This is a genomic window from Streptomyces sp. NPDC054887 (assembly GCF_053610585.1).
The window spans coordinates 11,342-36,177 of record NZ_JBSGYQ010000071.1 but is presented as its reverse complement, the minus strand read 5'-3'; the positions used below and the strand labels follow the sequence as shown (position 1 = coordinate 36,177).

General features: G+C 73.2%; 25 protein-coding genes. 5 read left to right on the top strand and 20 right to left on the bottom strand.

Going from position 1 to position 24,836, the window contains the following annotated elements; all coding sequences use genetic code 11:
* Positions 1 to 100 precede the first annotated feature (100 nt).
* From fxsA to ACWGH0_RS29515, 4 genes are all read right to left on the bottom strand, one after another.
* On the bottom strand, positions 101 to 676 hold the full coding sequence (fxsA, locus tag ACWGH0_RS29530; RefSeq protein ID WP_453407313.1) for an FxsA family membrane protein: 576 nt from the start codon (positions 674 to 676) through the stop codon (positions 101 to 103).
* A 46-nt stretch (positions 677 to 722) separates the two neighbouring features.
* Positions 723 to 1,490: a polyprenol monophosphomannose synthase gene (locus ACWGH0_RS29525; protein ID WP_453407312.1), complete on the bottom strand. Its 768-nt coding sequence runs from the start codon at positions 1,488 to 1,490 to the stop codon at positions 723 to 725.
* Positions 1,491 to 2,024: 534 nt separating this feature from the next.
* Positions 2,025 to 3,671, bottom strand: coding sequence for an amidohydrolase (locus ACWGH0_RS29520; protein WP_453407311.1), 1,647 nt, complete (start codon positions 3,669 to 3,671; stop codon positions 2,025 to 2,027).
* 72 nt (positions 3,672 to 3,743) lie between these two features.
* Positions 3,744 to 4,184 (bottom strand): Lrp/AsnC family transcriptional regulator, encoded by a 441-nt coding sequence (locus ACWGH0_RS29515; protein WP_214970885.1) that lies wholly within the window; start codon positions 4,182 to 4,184, stop codon positions 3,744 to 3,746.
* Positions 4,185 to 4,388: 204 nt separating this feature from the next.
* Between ACWGH0_RS29515 and ACWGH0_RS29510 the strand changes: the two genes are divergently transcribed.
* A complete protein-coding gene (locus tag ACWGH0_RS29510) occupies positions 4,389 to 4,793 on the top strand; it encodes a hypothetical protein (protein WP_453407310.1) in 405 nt (134 codons plus the stop codon).
* Positions 4,794 to 4,805: 12 nt separating this feature from the next.
* Here the strand turns inward: ACWGH0_RS29510 and ACWGH0_RS29505 are convergent, their stop codons facing one another.
* From ACWGH0_RS29505 to ACWGH0_RS29490, 4 genes are all read right to left on the bottom strand, one after another.
* Positions 4,806 to 5,906 carry a phosphotransferase family protein gene (locus ACWGH0_RS29505; RefSeq protein ID WP_453407309.1) on the bottom strand — a complete coding sequence of 367 codons (1,101 nt, stop codon included), beginning with the start codon at positions 5,904 to 5,906 and terminating at the stop codon, positions 4,806 to 4,808.
* Positions 5,907 to 5,933: 27 nt separating this feature from the next.
* Entirely contained in the window at positions 5,934 to 7,064 is a 1,131-nt protein-coding gene (locus ACWGH0_RS29500) for a hypothetical protein (protein ID WP_453407308.1), read from the bottom strand.
* Positions 7,065 to 7,673: 609 nt separating this feature from the next.
* On the bottom strand, positions 7,674 to 8,846 hold the full coding sequence (locus ACWGH0_RS29495; RefSeq protein WP_453407307.1) for an acyl-CoA dehydrogenase family protein: 1,173 nt from the start codon (positions 8,844 to 8,846) through the stop codon (positions 7,674 to 7,676).
* Between the two features lie 159 nt (positions 8,847 to 9,005).
* On the bottom strand, positions 9,006 to 9,635 hold the full coding sequence (locus ACWGH0_RS29490; protein ID WP_453407306.1) for a TetR/AcrR family transcriptional regulator: 630 nt from the start codon (positions 9,633 to 9,635) through the stop codon (positions 9,006 to 9,008).
* A 260-nt stretch (positions 9,636 to 9,895) separates the two neighbouring features.
* On the opposite strand from ACWGH0_RS29490, the gene ACWGH0_RS29485 reads away from it, so the two are divergent.
* Together ACWGH0_RS29485 and ACWGH0_RS29480 are read left to right on the top strand one after the other, a co-directional pair.
* Positions 9,896 to 10,417, top strand: a complete 522-nt coding sequence (locus ACWGH0_RS29485) for a DUF6230 family protein (protein WP_453407315.1) — start codon at positions 9,896 to 9,898, stop codon at positions 10,415 to 10,417.
* A complete protein-coding gene (locus ACWGH0_RS29480; RefSeq protein WP_453407305.1) occupies positions 10,408 to 11,346 on the top strand; it encodes a DUF6114 domain-containing protein in 939 nt (312 codons plus the stop codon). The genes ACWGH0_RS29485 and ACWGH0_RS29480 overlap by 10 nt, the downstream gene beginning before the upstream one ends.
* A gap of 12 nt (positions 11,347 to 11,358) precedes the next feature.
* On the opposite strand, the gene ACWGH0_RS29475 is transcribed toward ACWGH0_RS29480, so the two are convergent.
* Positions 11,359 to 11,511, bottom strand: a complete 153-nt coding sequence (locus tag ACWGH0_RS29475; protein ID WP_453407304.1) for an SCO1431 family membrane protein — start codon at positions 11,509 to 11,511, stop codon at positions 11,359 to 11,361.
* A gap of 74 nt (positions 11,512 to 11,585) precedes the next feature.
* The gene (locus ACWGH0_RS29470; RefSeq protein ID WP_453407314.1) at positions 11,586 to 12,929 is read right to left on the bottom strand and encodes a peptidase C39 family protein; all 1,344 of its coding nucleotides are present in this window, start codon (positions 12,927 to 12,929) and stop codon (positions 11,586 to 11,588) included.
* A gap of 321 nt (positions 12,930 to 13,250) precedes the next feature.
* Between ACWGH0_RS29470 and ACWGH0_RS29465 the strand changes: the two genes are divergently transcribed.
* Both ACWGH0_RS29465 and ACWGH0_RS29460 read left to right on the top strand, forming a co-directional pair.
* Positions 13,251 to 13,889, top strand: a complete 639-nt coding sequence (locus tag ACWGH0_RS29465) for a uridine kinase family protein (protein ID WP_453407303.1) — start codon at positions 13,251 to 13,253, stop codon at positions 13,887 to 13,889.
* A 342-nt stretch (positions 13,890 to 14,231) separates the two neighbouring features.
* Positions 14,232 to 16,142, top strand: coding sequence for an AAA family ATPase (locus ACWGH0_RS29460; protein ID WP_453407302.1), 1,911 nt, complete (start codon positions 14,232 to 14,234; stop codon positions 16,140 to 16,142).
* Between the two features lie 22 nt (positions 16,143 to 16,164).
* Here the strand turns inward: ACWGH0_RS29460 and ACWGH0_RS29455 are convergent, their stop codons facing one another.
* From ACWGH0_RS29455 to ribD, 10 genes are all read right to left on the bottom strand, one after another.
* A complete protein-coding gene (locus ACWGH0_RS29455) occupies positions 16,165 to 17,259 on the bottom strand; it encodes a hemolysin family protein (protein ID WP_453407301.1) in 1,095 nt (364 codons plus the stop codon).
* A complete protein-coding gene (locus ACWGH0_RS29450; protein ID WP_453407300.1) occupies positions 17,256 to 18,587 on the bottom strand; it encodes a hemolysin family protein in 1,332 nt (443 codons plus the stop codon). Before ACWGH0_RS29450 ends, ACWGH0_RS29455 begins: the two co-directional genes overlap by 4 nt.
* A gap of 183 nt (positions 18,588 to 18,770) precedes the next feature.
* Complete coding sequence (locus ACWGH0_RS29445; protein ID WP_453407299.1) at positions 18,771 to 19,223, bottom strand: PH domain-containing protein; 453 nt, start codon at positions 19,221 to 19,223, stop codon at positions 18,771 to 18,773.
* Positions 19,224 to 19,266: 43 nt separating this feature from the next.
* The gene (hisG, locus tag ACWGH0_RS29440) at positions 19,267 to 20,124 is read right to left on the bottom strand and encodes an ATP phosphoribosyltransferase (RefSeq protein WP_453407298.1); all 858 of its coding nucleotides are present in this window, start codon (positions 20,122 to 20,124) and stop codon (positions 19,267 to 19,269) included.
* Between the two features lie 63 nt (positions 20,125 to 20,187).
* Positions 20,188 to 20,469: a phosphoribosyl-ATP diphosphatase gene (locus tag ACWGH0_RS29435; protein WP_453407297.1), complete on the bottom strand. Its 282-nt coding sequence runs from the start codon at positions 20,467 to 20,469 to the stop codon at positions 20,188 to 20,190.
* Positions 20,470 to 20,550: 81 nt separating this feature from the next.
* On the bottom strand, positions 20,551 to 21,036 hold the full coding sequence (ribH, locus tag ACWGH0_RS29430) for a 6,7-dimethyl-8-ribityllumazine synthase (RefSeq protein WP_453407296.1): 486 nt from the start codon (positions 21,034 to 21,036) through the stop codon (positions 20,551 to 20,553).
* Positions 21,037 to 21,065: 29 nt separating this feature from the next.
* Positions 21,066 to 22,406, bottom strand: a complete 1,341-nt coding sequence (locus ACWGH0_RS29425; RefSeq protein ID WP_453407295.1) for a bifunctional 3,4-dihydroxy-2-butanone-4-phosphate synthase/GTP cyclohydrolase II — start codon at positions 22,404 to 22,406, stop codon at positions 21,066 to 21,068.
* The gene (locus ACWGH0_RS29420) at positions 22,403 to 23,056 is read right to left on the bottom strand and encodes a nicotinamide mononucleotide transporter family protein (protein ID WP_453407294.1); all 654 of its coding nucleotides are present in this window, start codon (positions 23,054 to 23,056) and stop codon (positions 22,403 to 22,405) included. The genes ACWGH0_RS29425 and ACWGH0_RS29420 overlap by 4 nt, the downstream gene beginning before the upstream one ends.
* On the bottom strand, positions 23,053 to 23,670 hold the full coding sequence (locus ACWGH0_RS29415; protein WP_453407293.1) for a riboflavin synthase: 618 nt from the start codon (positions 23,668 to 23,670) through the stop codon (positions 23,053 to 23,055). The genes ACWGH0_RS29420 and ACWGH0_RS29415 overlap by 4 nt, the downstream gene beginning before the upstream one ends.
* A complete protein-coding gene (ribD, locus tag ACWGH0_RS29410) occupies positions 23,671 to 24,789 on the bottom strand; it encodes a bifunctional diaminohydroxyphosphoribosylaminopyrimidine deaminase/5-amino-6-(5-phosphoribosylamino)uracil reductase RibD (RefSeq protein ID WP_453407292.1) in 1,119 nt (372 codons plus the stop codon).
* Between the last annotated feature and the right edge of the window lie 47 nt (positions 24,790 to 24,836).

Here is a 24,836-nt window from a genome sequence, read left to right as displayed (position 1 = left end):
GGGTGTGACACAGCGAGTCTGTGTCACACCCCCGCGGCTCTTGTCGTTCTAGGACCAGGAGCGCTCCGCGCGCCGGTCAGGGGGCAGCGGCGCGCACCGGTCAGGGCGTCAGCGGCGGCCGCGGTCCGTCCTCGTCGCGCCGCGGGGCGGGCGACCCGTCCTGTCTGATGACCTCGCCCTGCACGACCTTGCCGTCCGGGCGGTTCATACGGGCCTGCTGGAAGGCGTCACCCAGGCGTCCGCCGCCCGCCGCGCTCATCCGGCGTTCCAGGGAACGCTCCGCGCGCCGTCCGAGGAACGTCCGGACGGGCGGCACGAGGAGCAGCAGCCCCGCCGCGTCCGAGATCATCCCCGGCAGCATCAGCAGCAGGCCGCCGAGCATCAGGAAGCCGCTGCCGCTGCCCAGGCGGCGCTGTGCGGGCGTCTCCCCCGCCTGCTGCCGCTGGAGGGTCTCGGTGAGGTTCTTGAAGGCCCGCCGGCCCGCCCGCTTGACCACCACCGCGCCGAGCAGGGCGCCCGCGACAAGCAGCAGCAGGACGGTGAAGCCGCCCGCGGCGTCGGCCAGCACGGTCAGGAGCCAGACCTCGAGCACCAGCCAGGCGGTGACGCCGAGCGGTACGAAGGTGCGGGCGCGCGAGCGCCGGGGAGCGGTCGGGGGCGGTGAGCCGGTCGTCATGCCCCCAGTGTGCCTGGACGGGCGCGTGGGCGGCGTAAGGGGGTGATCAGGAGGGCTTGCGCCCCAGCAGCTTGTTCGCCCGCGAGCCGACGCCCCACGCGGTGACGCGCCACAGCGCCTCGACGACGATGTCCCGGCTCATCTTGCTGTCGCCCAGCTCGCGTTCGACGAAGGTGATGGGTACCTCGACGACGTTGTAGCCGGCCTCGACCGCGCGCCGGGCGAGGTCGACCTGGAAGCAGTACCCCTGGGAGGCGACGTCTTCGAGGCCGAGGCCTTCCAGGGTCTCGGCGCGGAAGGCGCGGAAACCGCCCGTCACGTCCCGGATCGGCACTCCGAGGAGCACGCGCGAGTACGTGCTGCCGCCGCGCGAGAGGACCTCGCGGTGCCGGGGCCAGTTGACGACGCGACCGCCCGGCACCCAGCGCGAGCCGAGCACCAGGTCGGCCCCCTTCAGCGCGGTCAGCAGCCGGGGCAGTTCCTCGGGCTGGTGCGAGCCGTCCGCGTCCATTTCGACGAGTACGCCGTAGTCGTGCTCGATGCCCCAGCGGAAGCCCGCAAGGTACGCGGCGCCGAGCCCTTCCTTGCCCTTGCGGTGCAGGACGTGGACCTGGTCGTCGGAGGCAGCGATCTCGTCGGCGGCCTTGCCGGTGCCGTCGGGGCTGTTGTCGTCAGCGACCAGGACGTGCGCGTCGGGCACCGCGGCACGCACCCGGGAGACGATCGGCTTGATGTTCTCGGCCTCGTTGTAGGTCGGAATGATCACCAAGGCTCTGCCGAGCGGGCCGTAACGCCTCTGACCGCCGTCGTTCACTGCTTCCCCTTAATGTCCGTACACCGTTGCCCCACCATAGCGAGCATGGTCGGCGGGTCGGCACGGAAGTCGGCGGGAGGAAGCACACGGGTTCGCGCGGCGCGCGGGTTCCGGCGGCGCACGCGCTTCTGCGGGTCGGGGCCCGGTGTCCTTCGGTCCGGTCCCGGGCCCGCCGGCTGCGGGTCGGCCGAGAGCCGTTGTCTACTGAACGTCCGGGCCCCACCCGGATCCCACCTGCCGGTCGGCCGAAACCTTCCCTCGCCCCCGAGGCGCGGGCGCTGAACCTGGCTCCGAGTACGGGCGCGCCGGTGCGGCGCACCGCCCCATGACCCAGCGGCGTTCGCCGACTGCGTGGAGGTTTGCCGGCCGGTCGTCCTGCGGTGGACCCCGCCGAACCTACCCGCCGGTGGCCGCTTCCTGTCAACAGCCGTTTGACCTGCGGTGTTCGCCCAAATCAGCAGGTCAGTGCGGAAGGTACGGACCGGCCACGGAACCCCGGTGGATTACCGATCGGCCGTACGCGGTCGGCGCACATCACTCGTTCGGCCGCTCGTAAACAGTTTGTCCGAAGACCACCGTCCGCAGGCAGACGGGGAGTTGGGCGCCGGGCGTGAGGTCGGGCAGGCCGGGCGTGCCCGAGCGCGGGTCGGTCGACCAGCGGGCGACCCGGTCGTCGGGCGCCTGCACCACGAGTGCGTCGGCGCGCCAGACCGCGTAGTCGGCGAGCGCCCCGGGGACCAGGGTTCCCGCGTCGTCGCGGCCGACGGCGCGCCAGCCGCCGCGCGTGTGGGCGGCGAAGGCGGCGCGTACGGAGACGCGGTGCTCGGGCGTCCGGTGGAAGGCCGCCGCGCGGACCGTGCCCCACGGGTCGAGCGGGGTGACGGGGCTGTCGGAACCGAAGGCCAGCGGCACCCCGGCGCGCAGCAGGGCGGCGTACGGGTTGAGCGTACGGGCCCGGTCGGCGCCCAGGCGGCGGGCGTACATCCCGTCCTCGCCGCCCCAGGCGGCGTCGAAGGCGGGCTGCACCGACGCGGTGAGGGCGAACTCGGCGAAGGCGGCGACGGTGGCGGGGGTGAGCATCTCGGCGTGCTCGACCCGGTGGCGGGCGGCGCGGACGCGGGCCGGGCCGAGCTTGTCGGCCGCCGCGCGGACGCCGTCCACCACCGAGGTGAGCGCGGCGTCGCCGATGGCGTGGAAGCCGGCCTGGAGTCCGGCCTCGGTGCAGGCGGTGACGTGGGCCGCCACGTCCGCCGTGTCGAGGAAGGCGGATCCGGTGTGGGAGGCGTCGGCGTACGGGGTGTGCAGGCAGGCGGTGTGCGAGCCGAGGGACCCGTCGACGAAGAGGTCCCCCGCCGCGCCGACGGCACCGAGTTCGCGGACGCGTCGGGCGTCCTTCGCGCCGGTGACCTGCTCGGCCCAGTAGCCGAAGACGCGGGGGCCCGGCTCACCGGCCGCCAGCTTCAGCAGGGCGGTGAAGTCCTCCTCGGAGGAGATCTCGGGGCCCGCGCACTCGTGCACCGTTCCGATGCCGAGCGAGGCCGCGTGGGCGAGCGCCGCGCGCTGCGCCTCGGCGCGCTGCTGCGGGGTGACGGCCCCGTGCGCCGCGGCGCGCACCGCGTGGTGGGCGGCGGCGGTGAGGGGGGCGTCCGGGTGGTAACCGGTCAGGCCGGTCACGCCCGGGACCAGGTCGAGGAGGGCGGTGGTGACGACGGCCGAGTGGACGTCGATCCGGGGCAGGTACAGCGGCCGGCCACCGGCCGCCTCGTCGAGTTCGGCGCGCGACGGCGGCCGCTGCTCGGGCCAGCGCGTGGCGTCCCAGCCGTGCCCGAGCAGGATCCGGCCGGCCTGCGCCGAGGCGGCGTGCGCCCGTACGAGCTCCAGCGCCTCGGCGAGACTCCGCGCGCCGGAGACGTCGAGGCCGGTGAGCGCGAGGCCGGTGGAGGTGGTGTGCACGTGTGCGTCCGTGAACGCGGGAGTGACCAGCGCCCCTTCGAGGTCGATCACCTCGTCGACGCCTGGGGCGAACGCGTCGGCGGCCCCTTCGGAGCCCACCCAGGCGATGTGTCCGCGTTCGACGACCATCGCGGTGGCGAAGGGGTCGGCGGGGCTGTGGACCTCGCCGCCGCGCAGCAGCACGGTGCGGTGGTCGGCCTGGAGGGTGGGGGCGTCGCGCTCGGTCATGGTGAACAGTCTCGCCCCTCGCGCGGGGCGAGCCGTGCGCGGGGGGCGTTCGGGAGCGGTCGTGCCCGGTGGTCAGACCTGCGGCGGGCGGGCTTCGTAGGGGGTGGAGAGGACGACGGTCGTACGGGTGGACACGCCGGCCAGGGAACGGATTCGGGTCAGCAGGTGCTCCAGTTCCAGCGGGGTGGCGACCCGCACCTTGAGGATGTAGTTCTCGTCGCCCGCCACGCTGTGGCACGCCTCGATCTCCGGGACGCCCGCGAGCCGTTCCGAGATGTCGTCGGGGGCGCTGGGGTCGAACGGTTTCACCGAGATGAAAGCGGTGAGCGGCAGCCCGACGGCCTCGGGGTCGACCACCGCGGCGTAGCCACGGATGACGCCCCGCTGTTCCAGCCTGCGCACCCGCTGGTGCACGGCCGACGTGGACAGGCCCGTGGCCTTGCCCAGGTCGGTGTAGCTCATCCGCCCGTCCTTGACGAGCAAATCCACGATCTGACGATCCAGCTCCTCCATAGCGGGTCAACCTATTGCCATGGAGGCCCTCAGGCACAGCCGGTGTCTCACGGGAGGGGCACCTGCGGCGGGCATGTGACGAACGCCACAGGCCTGGAGCCGTGTCCTTCGGGCAGGCGCGATTACCGCGCGTGCGCGAGGGGAAGTGCTTGCTGTGGTCGAGGCCGCGGCGCCTTGTCGGCCCACCCGAGGGGGAGTGTCTCCATGCAGAACCTGAAGCGCACCGGACGTACCGAACCGGAGCCCGTCGATCGCGTCGACGAGGACGAGATCGACGATTTCGACGCGTACGACACCTTCGAGATGTTCCGGGTGATCTGCCCGGACTGTGTCCAGCCGATCGCGTTGCTGGCGGACGAGAACGTCCTGCCCGAGCACGCGAAGTGCCCCACGCCGTGGAACCCGTTCGGGCTGACGCCCTGCGAGGGCACCGGCCGCCCGGCGGCGGACGCCGAGCCCGCCGACGAGACGCTGGACGCGCAGGAGCAGGAGACGGCCCTCCTGTTGACGCTCCCTCAGGGGCTCGACTGGCGGACGCAGCCGTTCTCGCACGTCGGCGGGCCGGGATCGCGCCCGCTCAAGGTGTCGCAGCTGCGCCGCGCCGCCTAGGACCTGCCGCCCTCAGGGCGTCCGCCAGTAGGTTCCGCGCACCATCGCCTCCAGTGACGCCCGGTGCAGGATCATCGTGTCCGGGTCCGCGGGGACCCGGATCTCGCCGAAGTGCACCTGCCGGTAGGCGATGCGCAGCATCACCACGGCGTGCCGCAGGGCGGCGTACAGCGTGTGGAACTCCATGTCCCGCGGCGTGTGGCCGGTGAGTTCGGCGTACCGCGACTCGACGGCGTCGCGCCGCAGGAAGTCCGGCAGGCCGGGCAGGCCGAAGCTCACCGTGAGGTCCTGGAAGAAGCGGTGGAGGTAGACCGTCCAGGCCAGGTCGAGCTCGCGCGGCCCGCAGGAGGCCATCTCCCAGTCGAGTACGGCGGCGGGCTCGAACCCGTCGTAGACGATGTTGCCGATTCGGGCGTCGCCCCAGCTCAGCACGGCGGGACCGGTGTCGTCGGGCCAGTGGGCCTCCAGCCAGTCGAAGGCCGACTCGATGAGCGGTGAGCGGGCGACGCCGTCCACCACCCAGGCGTAGTAGGCCCGTTGCGCCTCGACGTGGCGCCGCAGAGGACTGCCCGTGCCCGGCGCCATCAGGAACTCGGCCTCCTGCGCCGGGAACTGGTCGTGCAGGCGGGCGAGGACGGTGAGCGTCGCGTCCTGGAGGCGGGCCCGCTCGGCGTCGGTGGCCGCGTACAGCCAGTTCCCCTCGTACGTGTAGGGCATCACGTCGGGCGGGACGCGGCCCGCCGCGCGCTCCATGACGAAGAAGGGAGCGCCGAGCGGGCCCGGGTCCTCCTCCAGCCACAGGACAAGCGGCACGGGGACGCCCGTGTGGCGGGCGACGAGGCTCATCACACGGTGCTGGCGGGCCATGTCGTAGACGGGGAAGACGCTGTACGCGCCGGGGTCGGCGGCCAGGCGCAGGGCGCAGGCCGGCGCCGGTGCGGACGGGTGGTCGAGGTCGAACAGCAGCGTCTCGCTCGACATGCCGTTGGAGGCGGGCGCCCGTACGCCGCTGATCCGGGCGCCGGGCAGCCGCTCGCCGAGCCACGCGGTCAGGCGGCGGGCGAGTTCCTGGGGGTCGCGGGTGGTGGTGCGGGGGCGGGGTGCGGTTGCCATGCCGTACTCCTGTCGTGAGGGGGACGCTCAGGGGGCGACGGAGTCGAAGCCGGTGAAGCCGCTCGGGTCGTGGCGGCCGAACGTGCCGTGCTCGAAGATCCCGTATCCGGTCCGCCCGCCGAGGGTGAAGCGGGCGGCGTGGTCGGTGACGCCGTACGCGGCCATGGGGTGTGCGGCGGGGTCGGAGAGGTCGTACGTGCGGCGGTCCGTCCAGCCGCGCCCCTGCCAGCTGCCGTGCTGCCAGTCGGCCGCGGGCGGGTAGCCCGCGCCGACGGCCAGCGGCGAGGAGCACAGGACCTCGACGCCGAGCTCCAGCGGCTCGCGGCCGGGTCCCGGTCCGGTGAGGTGGACGACGGCGCTTTCGGGGTGGCGGGTGCCCGGGCGGTACGTGATGTCGGCGTGCGGCCAGCCGAGCTGGACGTCCCGCTCGCCCTCGCGCACCAGCAGCGCCTCGTTCAGGGTCCGGTGGCCGTCGGCGTCCTCCTGGGCGATCACCATCAGGAACCGGTCGTCGAAGCGCGCCGGCGCCCAGATCCAGTGGAAGCCCTCGGGCGGGTGCTCCGCGGCGGCCCGGCCGGCGTCCTCGCCCGGGATCGGCCGTACGCCCCAGCTCCGGTCGCGGGTACCGGTCCACTCCCCCGCGGTCAGCGGGATCTCCTCTCCCCCGGCGCGGATCACGCCCGTACAGCCGCCCGCCTGGACGAAACGGCGGCCTTCGAGCATCAGCCTGCCGCCGCGCCGCTGGACGTGGTGCGGCTCCCAGACGGCGGGGAAGTGGGCCGTCCACGTGACGTCGTACGCGAGGGAGTCCGGGTCGGCCGGGTCCGGGTCGCAGTGGAGCGTGAAGCGGCGCAGCGGCTCGTCGACGGTGATCCGCAGGGGGCCGACGGAGAGGTTCATGCGGTCGTCGGTGAGGGCGTCCGAGGCGCGCACGGCGTGCAGCCGGTCGCCGGTGCGCAGGGTGGCGTAGGCGTCGATCACTCCGGTGTTCGGGTAGACACCCAGCCCCGCGACGAGCAGGGCGCGGCCGGTGTGGTCGACGAGGTGGAAGATGCAGCGGTCGTACGCGTTGCGGTGGCCGGTGGCGACGTGCTTCATCGACAACGGGGCCTGGTGGATGGGGTACTCGTCGAGCGCGATCGGGCGGTCCTCGGCCACGGCGGTCCTCCTGGGCGCGGACGTAGCGGGATACGGCGTACGCGTCGCCCGGAGGCGCGGTCCCCGGCGGCGGACTTGACGGTACGTCAGAAACCCTGCCCGGGGCCATACGCGCGTCGGCGCGCGGGGGTTCGTCCGTCACCCGGGACAGGTCGGCTCCGCCCTCCCGGACGCGCCGGCCACCGGGTGGGGCGTTGATCACTTCGGGGCGCGGGGGGCGGCAGAGGCGTCCGGTCGCCGCGCGGTGCGGTGGCGTCAGGGCCGTCCGCCGACTCCGGCGTGCGGGGTGGGGGCACAGGCGTCGTTCGCTTCGGGGTGCGAGTGCTTCACCGCGCGAACGGAAGCCCGAATGGCGTGGCCGATAACCCGGGACGCCTTGTGACTGTTGGCCCGATATGACCCTGCAGTACACCCAGGTCGGCGACGGACGCCGGCGTCTCGCTCCCCCGCCCTCCGTTACCGCAGAATCGGTTCCGCACCCCACGGACCCGCCCCTCTTCCGGGCGCTCCTGCGGCAGTGGCACAGCCACGGCCGCACCCTGCCGGGACGCCGCGACCCGGAGTGGGTCCGGCTCGTGGCGTCCCCGGCCTGGCCGGACGCGGCGCGGCTCAGCGCGTCTCGGGACCTACGAGACGGCGGGCGATGACCATGCGCTGAATCTGGTTCGTCCCCTCGACGATCTGGAGCACCTTGGCCTCGCGCATGAAGCGCTCGACAGGGAAGTCCAGCGTGTAGCCGTAGCCGCCGAGCACCTGGACGGCGTCGGTCGTCACGCGCATCGCCGCGTCGGTGCAGAACAGCTTCGCCATCGCGGCCTCCCGCGAGAACGGCCGCCCGGCGTCCCGCAGGCGCGCCGCCGCGAGGTAGAGCGACCGGCCCGCCTCGATCTGGGTGGCCATGTCGGCGAGCATGAAGCGCAGGCCCTGGAAGTCGGCGATCGGCCGGCCGAACTGCTGCCGGCCGGTGGCGTACGAGACGGCCTCGTCCAGGGCCGCCTGGGCGACCCCGATCGCGCAGGCGGCGATGCCGAGCCGCCCCGAGTCGAGGGCGGACAGCGCGATCGCGAAGCCCTGGCCCTCCTCACCGATGCGGCGGGAGTCCGGGACCCGTACACCGTCGAAGTGGAGCTGAGCGGTGGGCGAGCCCTTCATGCCCATCTTCTTCTCGGGCGCCGCGGCGTTCAGCCCCCCGGCGTCGCCGGGCACCAGGAAGGCGGTGATGCCCCGGGGGCCCTCTTCGCCCGTACGGGCCAGAACGGTGTAGAAGTCGGCGATCCCCCCGTGGGTGATCCACGCCTTCGTGCCGGTGATGACCCAGTCGTCGCCGTCGCGCACGGCCTTGGTGCTCAGCGAGGCGGCGTCCGATCCGGAGGCCGGCTCCGAGAGGCAGTAGGCGCCGAGCAGGCCGCCGCCGAGCATGGCGGGCAGGTGCGCCGCCTGCTGCTCCTTGGTGCCGTAGCCCGCCAGCGCGTGGCAGGCGAGGCTGTGGACGCTGACGCCGAGGCCGACCGTGAGGCGGGCGGCGGCGAGCTCTTCGAGTACCTGGAGGTAGACCTCGTACGGCTGGTCGCCGCCGCCGTGCTCGGCGTCGTACGGCAGGCCGAGCAGGCCGGATTCGGAAAGCAGGGCGAAGATCTCGCGCGGGAAGTGCCCGGCGTCCTCCTCGGCTGCGGCCCGGGGGGCGATCTCCCGCTGGATCATGTCGCGCACGAGCGCGAGCAGATCCCGGGACTCCTCGGTGGGCAGCTGACGTTCCACCGGCTGCGGGGCGCGGTCGGGCATGGGGGCGCTCTCCTCCCTGTCGGGCGCTGCGGCGGTCGCGCGCGCAGGGTGTGGCCGCGCCGCCGGTCTCACTGCCTGGCCGCCGGCATCCCTCCGGATCACGGAAGTCGCTGGCCAGCGGCTGTGGCGCGTTGAGTATGCCCGATGGAACGACGTACGTCACGGGGTCGCCGGCGGCGCCGGGCAGCTCGGCTCCAGTTCCTCGATCGTGCGGAGCGTGGCGCGCAGCAGCCTCGTGAGCAGCTCGCGCACGGCGTCGCGGCCGAGCTCCTGGTGGCTCAGCCAGTCCAGCGTGACCCCCTCGGCCCCGGTCAACCAGCCGATGAGGGCCAACCGGGCGGTCGGCGGGATGTCGCGGCGGCCGTACGCGCCCTCCGCGAGGGTGGCGATGAGTTCCTCGCGCACCGCCTCCCGGATGGCCTGCACCTCGGTGTCGAAGCCGACGCCGCCGGTGACGATCGTGCGGTACGCGGCCTGGTGGTGCTGGGCGTAGCGCAGATAGCCGTCGATGGTGCGCTGGACGCGCTCGGCGGCCGGCAGGTCACGGTCGCTGCCGGCCCGGGCGACGAGTTCGGCGACCGACTCCTCGACGATCGCGAGGTAGTAGCCGCGTTTGCTCTTGAAGTAGTAGTAGATCAAGCCCTTGGCGACGCCCGCGTGCCGGGCGATGTCGTCCACCGACAGGGCGTCGTACGACGTGTCGGCGAACAACTTCCGTCCGGTCGCGATGAGTTCGGCGCGGCGAACCTGCGAGCGCTCGCTGGATCCACGCTGTTGACTAATATTCAATACCGGCCCTAGTCTCCCACTGCCACAGGATGTCCGCAGTATGGCAGAGCTGCGCCAACTCCCTTTGCCAGACGGCCTGTCGGCGGATCTCAGCGCACTCGAAAACACGCCCCGCCGCACCTCCACGCACTTCCCCCGCGCACCGCGACGACGTACGGGAGGAACAAGTGAGCGCATTCGAACAGCCGCCCGCCGAGGGCAGGACGGCATGGCGGAAGACAGCGGTCCTCGCGACACCGGCGGTCCTCGCCGTCGCGGTGATGGCGTCGATGATGGGCCAGGGAGCGCTGGCCGCGTCGTTCGCCGTGTCCGGGACGAGCTTCCAGGTGGCGTCGGGCAAACTGACGAGCCGGGGACTGTCCAGCTATGTGCAGACCGACCGGTCCGCGGACGGCAAGGGCCACCCGGTGGCGCTGCTCGGTATCGGGGACGCCAGGCTCAGCGACATCTGCCAGGCCGCCGAGGTCGGAACGCCCGTCGGCAAGGTCGTCTTCAAGCTGACGGCCGGCGGCAAGGCCGGTGACGTGACGGCCAGCAGTCTGGTCATCGACGCCGAGGACCTCGTCGGCGACGCCCGCTTCGGCACGGCGCAGATCGGCAGGGACGCCTCGACGCTGGACCAGGTGCCCGGCGTCAAGGGCGAGGCCGGAAAGTTCGGACTCCAGGCCGGGGACATCGAGGTGGCGGGCGTGAAGTCGCACGCCTGGTCGGCCACCGGCGGGAACTTCCGGCTGAAAGGGCTCAGCATCGACGTGAGCCTGGACGGCGAGAAGTGCTTCTGACCCGGCGCCGGCCGGGCCGGGACCGGCCGGGCGGGCGGCTCGGACACCCGGACGGGCGGCGCAGGCTGCGCGCCTGGCGGCGGACCCGCCCCTTCTGGGGCGGACTGCTGCTGGTCCTCGGCGGAATCGAGCTGCTGCTCGTCCCCCTGTCCCCGCTGAGCGTGCTGGTGAGCCTCGGGCTCGGCGGGCTGGCGGCGATCGGGATCGGACTGGCCCTGGTCGTGGCCGGCCTGTTCCTGTGGTTTCTGCCGCACACCCGCCACTACGTGAGCGTCAACGCGCTGCTGCTGTCCGTCCTGTCGTTCGCCGCCACCAACCTCGGTGGTTTCGTGGTGGGGACGGCGCTGGGCATCGCGGGCAGCGCGATGGGGTTCGGCTGGACGCCCGTGCCGGAGCGGGAGGACGCCGCCGCGCCGCCGCCCGGCGGGCAGGGCCCTCGGACGCTCGCCGCGGCGCTGCCGGTCGTCCTGCTGGCGGCGCTCGGGCAGGGCCCGGCGCCGGAGGAGCGGGACGCCGGTGCGGTCGTCGCGGCCCGTACGCCGCCGGCCGTGACCACGACGCTGTTCGCGCCGCACGGGTTCCTCGTCGCCGGGGTGAGGGAGGTGCCGACGGCCGACGGCCCGGTACGGGCGATGGTGCTCAGAATGCGGTCCGCATCGCTGACCGACTACCGCCTCCGCACGCGCGACGGACGCGAGGAACTGACGCTGGCGGCCGACACCCTGGACCTGAGGGGTGATGTGACGCTCTACCTCACCCGGTTCAGCGGCTGCCTGGAGGGCGTCCTGTGCCTCACCTTCACCCCGGACGGCCTTCCGGAGCCGCCCGTGGTGCCGCCGTTCGTCTTCATGACCGATGTGCGCGCCGAGCAGGCGCTGGTCACCTCGGACTCGATCGTCACCGACGGGCTGACGCTGAGGGCGTCCTGACGCGCCCGGCCGCTACAGGAGGCCGGCCTGCGTGACGAACATGGCGAGGACCACGACGAGGGTCCAGCCCATGATGTGCTCCAGGATCTCGGGGCCGTCGTCCTTGGGACCGCCGGTGCCGGCCCTGGAGTCGGTACGGGTGATGTCGGCAGTGGTCGCTGTCATGGGATCCACAGTGCCCACGGGACCGCCCCCGGGGAAGATGACGTTCGTCACGCCCCTCGGGGCCGGACCGCGGGTCAGCGGACGCCGACGGCCGCGAGAGCCCGCTGCTGCGCGGCTGTGGGGCGCAGCGGCCAGTAGAGGTAGCAGACGCCTCCTGTGCCGGACACCACTTTCCCGCTCGCGTCGTGGCGCTTGGTGCGGAGCCAGACGTTCTCGAACTCCCGGCGCTCGTAGACGCGGCGTACGGCCCGGTTGTCGGGTGCGGCGGGATCGTTGGCGATCACGTCGCCGTCCGGGGTGAAGCCGACGACGGTCATGAGGTGGCCCGCCGTGCCGTAGCCCGCGCCCGTCAGCTCCTCCGCGAGGAAGGACTGCGACGTGATGGCCGGGATGCCCGCGCCGATCAGCGTCTCGAGATCGGTGAGCGAGTGCAGGCGGGTGACGACGGCGCTCATGTCCTCGTACGTGGCGGCGTAGGCGGCGTTGAAGGGCCAGTTGCCGCACCCGCGGTACTGGTGGTCGAAGGTGGACCGCGCCGCGTGGCAGACCTGCGGGTCCTCGAAGGCCGGATCGACCCAGGCCAGGTCCTCCTCGGTGGGCCCGCGGCCCCAGTACTCGATGATCATCTGCGAGGAGGTGGGGCTGCACCACGCCTCACCGCCGTTGTCGTACTCGGGGTACTGCCCGATGTGCGTGTTCTGCGAGTAGCGCGGCACGGCCAGCTCGCGGACGACCCGGTGCGGCGATGCCGGCACGGTGAAGCGGTCGGGGACGTCCGAGGCCATCGCGCCGACGCGCCACACCACGGGGGTCAGGCCGGTGCCGGGCCTGCGGTGGAGGGTCAGCCTGATCCGGTACGAGGCGAGGCGCAGGCCGCCGGCCGAGCTGTTCATGGCGAGCGTGTCGGTCCAGACGCTGCTGCGGCCGTCGCTCTGGCCGTCGACGGAGGTCCGCCTGATGTCGGCGTCGCCCGCCGCCCAGCGGCCCAAGACGTACCAGGGGGTCCGGGCGCCGTCCGCGTAGGCGCCGCGCAGGGCGATCTCGATCCAGGTGCCCGGCGGAGTGTGGGCGTTCCAGGAGGCGACGACCTCGCTCGCCGGGACGGCGGAGCGGTGGACCGGCGAGGTCCAGGTGGCGCTCTCCCAGGTGGAGGTCGTTCCGGTGTGCGGGTCGGTGTAGTCGGTGCGGGCCGAAGGGCTGCCGATGACCACGCCCGGCCGGCGGCCCCCCGGCACCCTGGTGCCGTCGGCCGTGCCGGAGCCCCAGTCCCGGCCGGAGGACCAGAACCGGTTGTCGACGGGCCGGGCCGGGGCGGCGCCCTTCGTCGCGCCGGCCGGGGAGGCGGAAGCCGCCGCGGCGCCCGCCGCCACGGCCACCGCGGCGGTCAGGACGGTGCGGCGGGAGGTGGATCTGGTCATGGTCATGGCCCCCGGGTCGGATGCGGATGCGCGGGCAGGTGCACGACAGTGCGGTAACTATGGCCGCCGGAGACGGGCTTCTGCCAGCACCTGGGGCCGCGTCGCCCGGCCAATGTGGGAGGGACCGGTGGCGGCGGACGGGTGCTCACGGGTGGCACTCGGCGGCCGGGGCGGCCCGGAGGCCGCGCACGCCGTCCAGGGAGGGAGCCCGGTGGCCGGACGGAGGCCGCGCACGCCGTCGGGGCGGGACCGGGGACGCCGGGCGCCCGGGAGGCCCCGGCGCCGGGCCGGGAGACCCCGCACGCCACCTAGGGTGGGAGCGTGGAACGCCTCGATCAGCTCGCCGCCTCGCTCCGCGCGCTGCCGCCCTCCTGCGGCCCCGTGCGGCTGGTCGCCGTCGACGGGCACGCCGGCTCGGGCAAGAGCACCTTCGCCGCCCGGCTGGCGGCGGCGCTGGGCGGGGCTCCCGTGCTGCACCTCGACGACCTGGCGACCCACGACGAGCTCTTCGCGTGGACCGGCCGGCTGCGCGAGCAGGTGACGGGCCCCTTCTCGCGCGGGCAGAGCGCGCGGTACGCGCCGTACGACTGGAACCTGCGCCGCTTCGGGCCCGCGCGCCCGCTGGAGGCGGCGCCCGTGGTCCTGGTCGAAGGCGTCGGGGCCGGGCGGGCCGCCGTGCGGCCGCACCTCGCCCGGCTGCTCTGGATGGACCTCGGCGCGCGGGAGTCGTGGGCACGCGGGCGGCTGCGCGACGGGCCGGCGCAGGCGGACTTCTGGGACGGATGGACGGCGGCGGAGACGCGCCATTTCGCCGCCGACCCGTCGCGTCCGTACGCGGACCTGTTGGTTCGGCAGTGCCAGGAGGGGTACGAGTGGCGCACGGGACCTTACGCGACAGCGTTGCCGAACCATTCCGTCACCGTGGGTGACCACTGCGGCCCGCCCCCGGAAACGGCCTGAAAACCTCCCCCCAGAGTGCCTCAACTCCGCTTGACCCGGGGGGCGTACAGGTCTTACGTTCTCAATGTGCGGCTTTTCGAAGCCGCCGCAGACGCGAAGCCCCCGGTTGTTCCCCCGTGATCGGGGGCTTCGTTCTGCCCACAGAGCCCCTCACGGCCCCCTGGTGACCCCCTTCGCTCACCCTCGGTCACCGTCGCTTCCGGGGCTGCGTCACCCCTTAGTCCGGGCCCGCCCGCACGGGTACGATGCTGCTTGGTGCGGTCAATTCCCTTCCGCGGCACAGCGGTTCTGAGACCTGCCGACGGGCCCGCGCCCGGCGGCACATCACGGGGGGCACGGTTCGTGGGGGATGTGACGGATTTCGGCTCGCAGGGCGTGAACGCCCCGGCCGACCTCGCCTGGCTTCGCGGCGTCGACGCGTACACGATGGGCGCGTACCCGCAGGCCGAGGAGGAGTTCAGGGCGGCCGTACGGATGGACCCGGGCATGGCCGACGGCTGGCTCGGCCTGCACGCGCTGCGCGTCGACACCACCACGGCGCTGCTGCGCATGTACCGCCACCGCGAGCGCTTCGGCGAGCAGCGCGCCCGCCACCGCCGGACGCTCAACTCCTGGTACTGGCTGGGGTGGTGGGTGCAGCCGGTCCTGGAGAAGCCGCGCGACCTGCTGCTCGCGCACGCCTCGCACTGGCTCGACGGCCGTCATGTGCCCGAGCTCGACCGGGCGCTGGCGGGACTGCCGCCGGTGGACGCGGATCCGCAGGTGCGGTTCCTGCACGCCTGCCGCGCGTACCTGGTCAAGGACTGGGAACAGCTCGTGCGCCACACCGATCCGCTCGTCGACGACCCGCTGCTCGGCATCGAGGCCGGGCTCTTCGGCGGCATGGCGCGGGTGCGGCTGGAGATGTACGGGCAGGCCGAGCCGATGCTGTCGGCCGCCCTGATGCGCTGCCGCAGCGAGCAGCCGCAGCGCAAGGAGCTGCGGTACTGGCTGGCCCGCGCGCACGAGGGCACCGGGCGCAGCGCGGCGGCCCTGCCGCTGTACCGGGCCGTGCACCGGGTGGATCCCGCCTTCATGGACACCGCGGCGCGGCTCGCCGCGATCGCCGAGGGGGACGGTTACGAGGACTCCGCCGGTTTCGCCGCCGTGTCGCTCGCGGGCCTCGGCCAGGACGCGGCGGACGCCGCCGGCGACAGCGAGAGCCTGCCGGGCCCCGACGTTCCGGAGGGCCGGGACTTCCTGCTCGGGGACGGGCAGCCGCCTCCCGTCGGGCGGGCGGTCGCGGCCGGGGGCGCACGGGAGAAGGACCGGGTGCCGCCGAGGCCCGGCACCGTGCGGCCCTTTCCGGCCGGTCCCTCCGATCCCGCGCTGCTCGCCGAGGCGCTGGCGGAGCTGGAGCGCATGGTCGGTCTCGAACCGGTGAAACGCCAGGTGAAGGCGTTGTCCGCGCAGCTCAACATGGCCAGGCTGCGGGCGGGTCAGGGCCTGCCCGTACAGCCGCCCAAGCGCCACTTCGTGTTCTCGGGCCCCTCCGGCACCGGCAAGACCACCGTCGCGCGCATTCTCGGCCGGGTGTTCTACGCGCTCGGGCTGCTCGGCGGTGACCATCTGGTGGAGGCCCAACGCGCCGACCTGGTGGGCGAGTTCCTGGGCCAGACGGCCGTCAAGGCCAATGAGCTGATCGACTCGGCGATCGGCGGAGTGCTTTTCGTCGACGAGGCGTATTCGCTCTCCAACTCCGGTTACAGCAAGGGCGACGCGTACGGCGACGAGGCCCTCCAGGTGCTTCTCAAGCGCGCGGAGGACAACCGCGACCATCTCGTCGTGATCCTCGCCGGCTATCCGGAGGGCATGGACCGCCTGCTCGCCGTCAACCCCGGTCTGTCGTCCCGCTTCACCACCCGGGTGGACTTCCCCAGTTACCGTCCGCCGGAGCTCACCGCCATCGGTGAGGTGCTGGCCGCCGAGAACGGTGACGCGTGGGACGAGGAGGCGCTGGAGGAGCTGAGCAGTATCAGCGGGCACGTCGTCGACCAGGGCTGGATCGACGAGCTGGGCAACGGACGGTTCCTGCGCACCCTGTACGAGAAGAGCTGCGCGTACCGCGACCTGCGGCTCTCGGGCTACGCCGCCACGCCGACCCGCGACGACCTGGCGACACTGCGCCTGCCCGACCTGATGCAGGCGTACGGAGAGGTGCTCTCCGGGCGCGGCCCGGCGAACCGGGGGCGGCAGGAGCCGCCCGCGCTGTGACGGCGCGGACGGCTGCCCCGCATCAGCCCACCAGGGCGGCCGGTTCGTCCGCCGCCGTGGCCGCGTCGCGGGACGGCCGGGGCGCCGCGACCCGGTGCGCGGGGTCGCGCACCTCGCCCACCAGCATCTCCAGCACGTCCTCCAGCGCCACCAGGCCGAGCACCCGGCCCGACCCGTCCGCCACCTGCGCCAGATGCGTCGCGGCGCGGCGCATCACGGACAGGGCGTCGTCCAGGGGCAGTTCGGCGCTCAGTGTCGCCATCGGCCGCCAGACGTGCTGCGGCACGGCCCGCTCCCGCTCCTCCAGGTCGAGTACGTCCTTGACGTGGACGTAGCCCATGAAGGCGCCGCCGCCGACGCACACCGGGAAGCGCGAGTAGCCGGTGCGTACGGTCAGCTCCTCGATCTCGCGGGGTGTGACGGCGGGCGCCACGGTCACCAGCGACGCCCGGTCGAGCAGCACGTCGGTGACGGGCCGGCTTCCCAGCTCCAGCGCGTCCTCCAGCCGTTCCTGCTCGCCCGGTTCGAGGAGGCCCGCCTGGCCGGAGTCCTCGACGAGGCGGTTGAGCTGCTCGCTGGTGAACACCGCCTCGACCTCGTCCCTGGCCTCGACGCCGAACAGCCGCAGCACGGCCCGGGCGCACGCGCCGAGCCCGGCCGTGACCGGGCGGCAGAGCCGGGCGAAGCCGACGAGGCCGGGGCTCAGCCACAGCGCGGTGCGCTCGGGCGCGGCCATGGCGAGGTTCTTGGGGACCATCTCGCCGACGACCAGGTGCAGGAAGACGACCACGGCGAGCGCGATCACGTAGCCCAGCGGATGGATCAGCCCCTGGGGCAGGTGCACGGCGTGGAACACCGGCTCCAGCAGGTGCGCCACGGTCGGCTCGGCGACCGCGCCGAGCGTCAGCGAGCACACGGTGATCCCGAACTGCGCCGCCGCCATCATCTGCGGCAGGTTCTCCAGCCCCTCCATGACCTGCCGGGCCCGGGCGGAGCCCTGGGCCGCGAGTGGTTCGACCTGGCTGCGGCGTACGGAGACGAGCGCGAACTCCGCGCCGACGAAGAACCCGTTCGCGAGCACCAGGAGCCCCGCGAAGATCAGTTGCAGCACGCTCATCGCACGGCCTCCGAAACCCGCGCGGTACGGACGAACCGCACCCGCGCGGCGCGGTAGCGGTCCACCTGCCGCACCGACAGCCGCCAGCCGGGCAGTTCGGCCCGGTCGCCGGGGGCGGGGATGCGCCCCAGCAGGTCCGCGACCAGGCCGGCCACGGTCTCGTAGGGCCCCTCGGGCACGTCGAGACCTATCCGCCGCAGGGTCAGCACCCGGCAGCTGCCGTCCGCCTCCCACGCCGGCCGGCCGTCCTCGGCGGGGGCCGGGGCCAGCTCGGGCGGTTCGGCGCCCTCGTCGTCGTGCTCGTCCCTGACCTCGCCGACCAGTTCCTCGACGATGTCCTCCAGGGTGACGACCCCGGCCGTGCCGCCGTACTCGTCGACGACGACGGCGATCGGCTGCTCGCCGCGCAGCCGCACGAGGAGCTGCTGCACCGGGAGCGTCTCGGGGACGAGCAGGGGCGCTACGGCGACCCGGGCGACCGGGGTGCGCAGCCGTTCGTGGACGGGCACGGCGAGGGCGTCCTTGAGGTGGACCATGCCGACGATCTCGTCGATGCGCTCCCGGTAGACGGGGAAGCGCGAGAGGCCGGTGGCACGGGTGAGGTTCAGTACGTCCGCCGCGGTCGCCGAGGACTGGAGGGCGCTGACCTTCACGCGGGGCGTCATGACGTGCTGGGCGGTGAGCCCGCCGAGGGACAGGGTCCGTACGAACAGATCGGCCGTGTCCTGTTCGAGGGCGCCGGCCCGCGCCGAGTGCCGGGCGAGCGAGACGAGTTCGCCCGGGGTGCGGGCGGAGGCCAGCTCGTCGGTCGGTTCGACGCCGAGCAGGCGTACGAGCCGGTTGGCGACCGCGTTCAGCACGGAGATCACGGGGCGGAAGACGGTGGAGAAGAGGTGCTGCGGTCCGGCGACGAACCGCGCGACCTGGAGCGGCCGGGAGACGGCCCAGTTCTTCGGCACCAGCTCGCCGACGACCATCTGGACGGCCGAGGCGAGCAGCATGCCGACGACGACGGAGACGCCGGGGACCGCTCCTTCGGGGAGGCCGGCCGCGGTGAAGGGGCCGGCCAGCAACTGGGCCAGCGCGGGCTGCGCGAGCATGCCGACCACCAGCGAGGTGATGGTGATGCCGAGCTGGGTGCCGGAGAGCTGGAAGGACAGCTCGCGCAGGGCCGCGACGACGGTACGGGCACGCCGGTCGCCTTCGGCGGCGGCCCGCTCGGCGTCCTGCTTCTCGACGGTGACCAGGCCGAATTCGGCGGCCACGAAGAAGCCGTTGGCGAGGATCAGGAGGAATGCCGCGGTGAGCAGCAGGAGGGGGATGGTCATGCCGCCGCCTCGGAAGAAGGGGCGGCGTACGTACTGCCGGACGATCCGTCCATTGCTGGAGGGAGTCACTCCTCGGGTCGCAGGTGCTCCGCGGGCCGGTGGTGCGCCCTCGTACGCGGAGCGGGGCGCACTCGGCGCCGCCGGGACCAGAGTAGACGCGACCGGGCCGCCCCGGGCAGGGGCTCAGCCGCCGTGCGTGCCGGTGGAGCGGGATTCCGCCAGGGCGCGCAGGAGCCCGGCGTCCCGGATGGCCTGCTGCTTGGCCACGCCGGGCTGGATGCCGAGGGCGGGGAGGCTGGTGCCGTCGCTGAGGTCGAGGAAGACCCAGGCGTCACCGGGGCGCAGGTTGACCCGTACGATCTCGGCCCACTCCAGCCGGCGCCTGGTGGTCAGGTTGACCACGGTCACCCCGGCCTCGTCGGCGACGACCTTCGGGCGGCTCAGCAGCAGCAGGACGCCGAAGAGGAGCGACGCGGTGAAGACGAACGCCACCCGCTCGCCGCCGCTGAGCGTTTCGAGGAGCAGGGCGACGGCGGTGATGACGGCGAACATCGCCGCCCCGACGGTCAGGAGGACGGCCCGGGTGCGGGTCGGCCGGAACGTGACCGGCAGGGCGGGGAGTTCGGGCTGTGACACGGCGGTCGCGTTTCCTTCGGGGTGCGGGGCGGCTGTGCGGCGGTCAGAGGCGGCAGGCGTGGATGGCCGTGGTGAGGATGGCGCGGGCGCCGAGCTCGTACAGGTCGTCCATGACGCGCTGGGACTCCTTGGCCGGGACCATGGAGCGCACGGCGACCCAGCCCTCGTTGTGCAGCGGCGAGATGGTCGGCGACTCCAGGCCCGGGGTGAGGGCGACGGCCGCTTCGAGGTGCTCGGCGCGGCAGTCGTAGTCCATCATCACGTAGCTGCGGGCGACCAGGACGCCCTGGAGACGGCGCAGGAACTGGGCCACCTTGGGGTCGACGGACTCCTCGGCGGAGACACCGGTGCGGCGGATCACGACGGCCTCGGACGTCATGATCGGCTCACCGATCACTTCGAGGCCCGCGTTGCGCAGGCTCGTACCGGTCTCGACGACGTCGGCGATGACCTGGGCGACGCCCAGCTCGATGGCGGTCTCGACGGCGCCGTCCAGGTGGACGACGGCGGCGTCGATGCCCTCGTCCGCGAGGTGCTTGGCGACGATGCCCTCGTACGAGGTGGCCACCGTCATGCCGCCGAAGTCCTTGACGCCGGTCGCGGTGCCGGGCTTCGTGGCGTAGCGGAACGTCGAGCGGGCGAAGCCGAGCTGGAGGATCTCCTCGGCGTTGGCGCCGGAGTCCAGCAGCAGGTCGCGCCCGGTGATGCCGATGTCGAGACGGCCGGAGCTCACGTAGATCGCGATGTCGCGGGGCCGCAGGTAGAAGAACTCGACCTCGTTCTCGGGGTCGACCAGGCGCAGCTCCTTCGACTCCTTGCGCTGCTGGTAACCGGCCTCATGGAGCATCTCCGACGCAGGTCCGGAGAGGGAGCCCTTGTTGGGGATGGCGATGCGCAGCATGAGGTCAGGTCCTTCTGTGCGGTGGGAGTCGTGGCGGTGCGGGGGTCGGTCAGGAGGTGCGGCTCAGAGGTGGGCGTAGACGTCGTCGAGCGAGATTCCGCGGGCGACCATCATCACCTGGATGTGGTACAGCAGCTGCGAGATCTCCTCGGCGGCGGCTTCCTTGCCCTCGTACTCGGCGGCCATCCACACCTCGGCGGCCTCTTCGACGACCTTCTTGCCGATGGCATGCACGCCCTTGTCCACCAGCTCGGCGGTGCGGGAGGTGGAGGGGTCGCCGTTGGCGGCCTTGAGCTGGAGCTCGGTGAAGAGCTCTTCGAAGCTCTTGGATGGTTTGTTCGCCATGATGGTCCTAAGAGTACGGGGTGCGACGAGACGGGCGCGCAGCGCCTCCGCCGACGGGCGGCGGAGGCCGGCGCGTGGCGCTCAGCGCCAGGGTTCGGAGACCGTCCGCAGCGTGGTCGCGGTGGCGACGGCGGCGGTGACGGCCTCGTGGCCCTTGTCCTCGTTGGAGCCCTCGATGCCGGCGCGGTCCAGCGCCTGCTCCTCGGTGTCGCAGGTCAGGACGCCGAAGCCGACGGGGACGCCGGTGTCGACGGAGACCTGCACGAGGCCGTTGGTGACGCCCTGGCACACGTAGTCGAAGTGGGGGGTGCCGCCGCGGATGACGACGCCGAGCGCCACGATCGCGTCGTACCCGCGGCCCGCGAGGACCTTCGCGACGACGGGCAGCTCGAAGCTGCCCGGCACCCGCAGGACGGTCGGCTCGTCGATGCCCAGCTCGTGGAGGGCGCGCAGCGCGCCGTCGACGAGGCCGTCCATGACCTTCTCGTGCCACTGGGCCGCGATCACCGCCACCCGGAGGTCGCCGCAGTTCTTCACACTCAGTTCGGGTGCGCCCTTGCCGCTCACGCGTTCTCTCCTCAGAGGTTGGTACGGAGTTACTGGTTGCCGCAGGTGGAGGCGGAGGCGCCGTCCAGCCACGGGAGGTCGTGCCCCATCCGGTCCCGCTTGGTGCGCAGGTAGTGGAGGTTGTGCTCGCCCGCCGTGACGGGCATGGGCTCGCGCTCGATGACGGTCAGGCCGTGGCGTACGAGCGCGTCGGTCTTCTCGGGGTTGTTGGTCATCAGCCGGAGGCTGCGGACGCCGAGGTCTTCGAGGATCTGCGCGCCGGCCGCGTAGTCGCGGGCGTCGGCGGGCAGGCCGAGCTCCAGGTTGGCGTCGAGGGTGTCGCGGCCGAGCTCCTGGAGTTCGTACGCGCGCAGCTTGGACAGCAGCCCGATGCCGCGCCCCTCGTGGCCGCGCAGGTAGACGACGACGCCCCGGCCCGTGTCGGTGATGCGCCGCATGGACGCTTCGAGCTGGGGACCGCAGTCGCAGCGCTGCGAGTGGAAGATGTCGCCGGTCAGGCACTCGGAGTGGACCCGGACGAGGACGTCGTCGCCGTCGCCGATCTCGCCGTGGACGAGCGCGACGTGCTCGACGCCGTCGACGGTGGAGCGGTAGCCGTACGCCGTGAAGTCCCCGAAGGCGGTCGGGAGCCGCACGGTGGCCTCGCGGCGGACCTTCGGGTCGGAGGTGCGGCGGTAGGCGACCAGGTCCTCGATGGAGATGATCGTCAGGCCGTGCTTGCGGGCGAACGGGATGAGCTCGGGCAGCCGCAGCATGACGCCGTCCTCGCCGGCGATTTCGACGATCGCGCCGGCCGGGCGCAGGCCCGCGAGCCGGGCGAGGTCCACCGCGGCCTCGGTGTGGCCGTTGCGGACGAGTACGCCGCCGGGCTTGGCGCGCAGCGGGAAGATGTGGCCGGGGCGGACGAAGTCGGACGCGGTGGAACGGCCGCTCGCCAGGAGCCGGAGCGTGGCGGCGCGGTCAGCGGCCGAGATGCCGGTGGTGACGCCGTGCGCGGCGGAGGCGTCGACGGAGACGGTGAAGGCCGTGCTCATCGACTCGGTGTTGTTCTCGACCATCTGCGGGAGTTCGAGCCGCTCCAGCTCGTCGCCCTCCATGGGCGCGCAGATCAGGCCGCGGCACTCGCTCATCATGAAGGCGACGATCTCGGGCGTTGCCATCTCGGCGGCGATGACGAGGTCGCCCTCGTTCTCCCGGTTCTCGTCGTCGACGACGACGACGGGGCGGCCGGCCGCGATGTCGCGGATCGCCTGCTCGACGGGGTCGAGGGCCAGGTCCTCGGCGTTGTCGGTGCTGTACCACGTGGGGGTGGGCCGGTCGGCGCCGAGCGCCTCGGGCCGGGCGGTGGCGGATGACGGACGGGCGCTCATGCTGCTGCTCCTTCCATGGCGGGCTTCACGCTCGCGCGCGAACGCTGCCACCAGTCGTAGGCACCCCACAGGACGAGGGCCAGGTAGACGACGTACACGAGTCCGGAGAAGGCCAGGCCGCTGGTGAAGGCCAGCGGTACGCCCACCAGGTCGACCAGCAGCCAGGCGAACCAGAACTCGACGAGGCCGCGGGCCTGGGCGACCATCGCGACGAGGGTGCCGACGAAGATGTACGCGTCGGCCCAGGGGCTCCAGGACAGCGACGGGTACAGGGTGAAGAGGCCGCCGACGGCCAGCGTGCCGGTCACCGCGCCGGCCGCCAGCAGTCCGCGTTCGCGCCAGGTGGCGAAGCGGACGGCGATCGAGCCGTCCTGGGCCTGCTGCCGGCCGAGCTGCCACTGCCGCCAGCCCCACAGGGCGACGCCGATGACCAGCAGCTGCTTGCCGACTCCGCCGCCGAGTTGCGCGGAGGCGTAGGCCGCGACGAGCACGACGCCGGACAGGAACTGGGCGGGCCAGGTCCATATGGAGCGCCGCCAGCCGAGGCCGAGGGCGATCAGGCCGATGGTGTTGCCGATCATGTCGGACCACAGGATGTGCTGGTCGAAGGCCGTGAAGGCCTCGCTGTGCAGCCAGGAAAGGGCGCTCACTTCACGGTCTCCCCGCTGTCGGTGCTGCCGGCGCCGAGCAGTCGCTCGACGTACTTCGCGAGTACGTCCACTTCCAGGTTGACCGGGTCGCCGGCCTGCTTGACGCCGAGCGTGGTCAGGTCGAGGGTGGTGGGGATGAGGCTGATGGTGAAGTAGTCGTCCGCCGCCTCGACGACGGTGAGGCTCACGCCGTCGACGGTGATGGAGCCCTTCTCGACGACGTAACGCGCGAGGCCGGCGGGCAGCGAGACCTTGACGATCTCCCAGTGCTCGGACGGCTCGCGGCCGACGATCGTGCCGGTGCCGTCGACGTGTCCCTGCACGAGGTGCCCGCCGAGGCGCCCGCCCAGCGCCATGGGGCGCTCCAGGTTCACCCGGGAGCCGGTGGTGAGGGCGCCGAGGCTGGAGCGCTTGAGGGTCTCGGCCATCACGTCGGCGGTGAACTCGCCGTCCCCGCACTCGACGACGGTGAGGCAGACGCCGTTGACGGCGATGGAGTCGCCGTGCTTGGCGTCCTCGGTGACGAGCGGGCCGCGCAGTCGGAAACGGGAGGCGTCACCGAGGTTCTCGACGGCGGTGACCTCGCCCAGCTCTTCGACGATTCCGGTGAACACTCAGTGCTCCTTCGATGCGGAGGTGGCGGGGACGGCGGTGATGCGCAGATCGGGGCCGAGGCGGACGGCCTCGGTGACGTCGAGCCGCAACGCCTCGGTGAGGGTGGTGATTCCGGCGTCGGCGAGGGCGGCGGGGCCCGCTCCGAGCAGTACGGGGGCGAGGTAGGCGGTGACGGCGTCGACGGCGCGCGCGGCGACGAAGGCGCCGGCGAGCGTCGCTCCCCCTTCGAGGAGCACCGAGCGCACACCGCGGGCGTCGAGGGCGGCGAGCAGGGCGTGGACGTCGAGGCCGGCGGCCGTGCGGGGCAGTCGCACGACCTCGGCTCCCGTCCCGGCCAGGTGCGCCGCTTCGGCGTCCTCGGCGACGGCGACCAGCGTGGGCGCGGCGTCGTCGAGGACCCGGGCGCCGGGCTTGACGGCGGTGGCGTTGGTGTCGACGACGACGCGCAGCGGCTGGGTGACGCCCTCGGCGCCGCGTACGGCGAGATGGGGGTCGTCGGCGCGCATCGTGCCGGAGCCGACGACGACGGCGTCCGCCTCGGCGCGCAGCCGGTGGACGTCGGCGCGGGACTCGGCGGAGGTGATCCAGCGGCTGGTGGAGTCGGCGGCGGCGATCCGGCCGTCGAGCGTAGCGGCGTACTTCCAGCGGACGTACGGGCGGCCGAGGCGCACGGAGGTGAGCCAGGCGGTGTTGCCCGCCTCGGCCTCGTCCGCGAGCAGGCCCTGCTCGACCTGGACGCCGGCCGCGCGCAGGGTGGCGGCGCCGCCGGTGGCCTGCGGGTCCGGGTCGGCGACCGCGTACACGACGCGGGTGATCCCGGCGGCGACGAGGGCCTGCGCGCAGGGGCCGGTGCGCCCGGTGTGGTTGCAGGGTTCGAGGGTGACGTACGCCGTACCGCCGCGCGCCCGCTCGCCCGCTTCGCGCAGGGCGTGCACCTCGGCGTGGGGGCCGCCGGCGCGCTGGTGGAAACCGGCGCCGGCGACTTCGCCCCGGGCGTCGAGGACGACGCACCCGACGACCGGGTTGGGGCTGGTGGAGCCGAGTCCGCGGGCAGCGAGCGCGATGGCCCGGCGCATGGCGTTCGCGTCGGTCGTGGCTGTTTCGGCTGCGGTGGCCACCGGGTCCTCCTGCCTCTTCGGGCACGGACTCCGGGGCTGTCGATGAC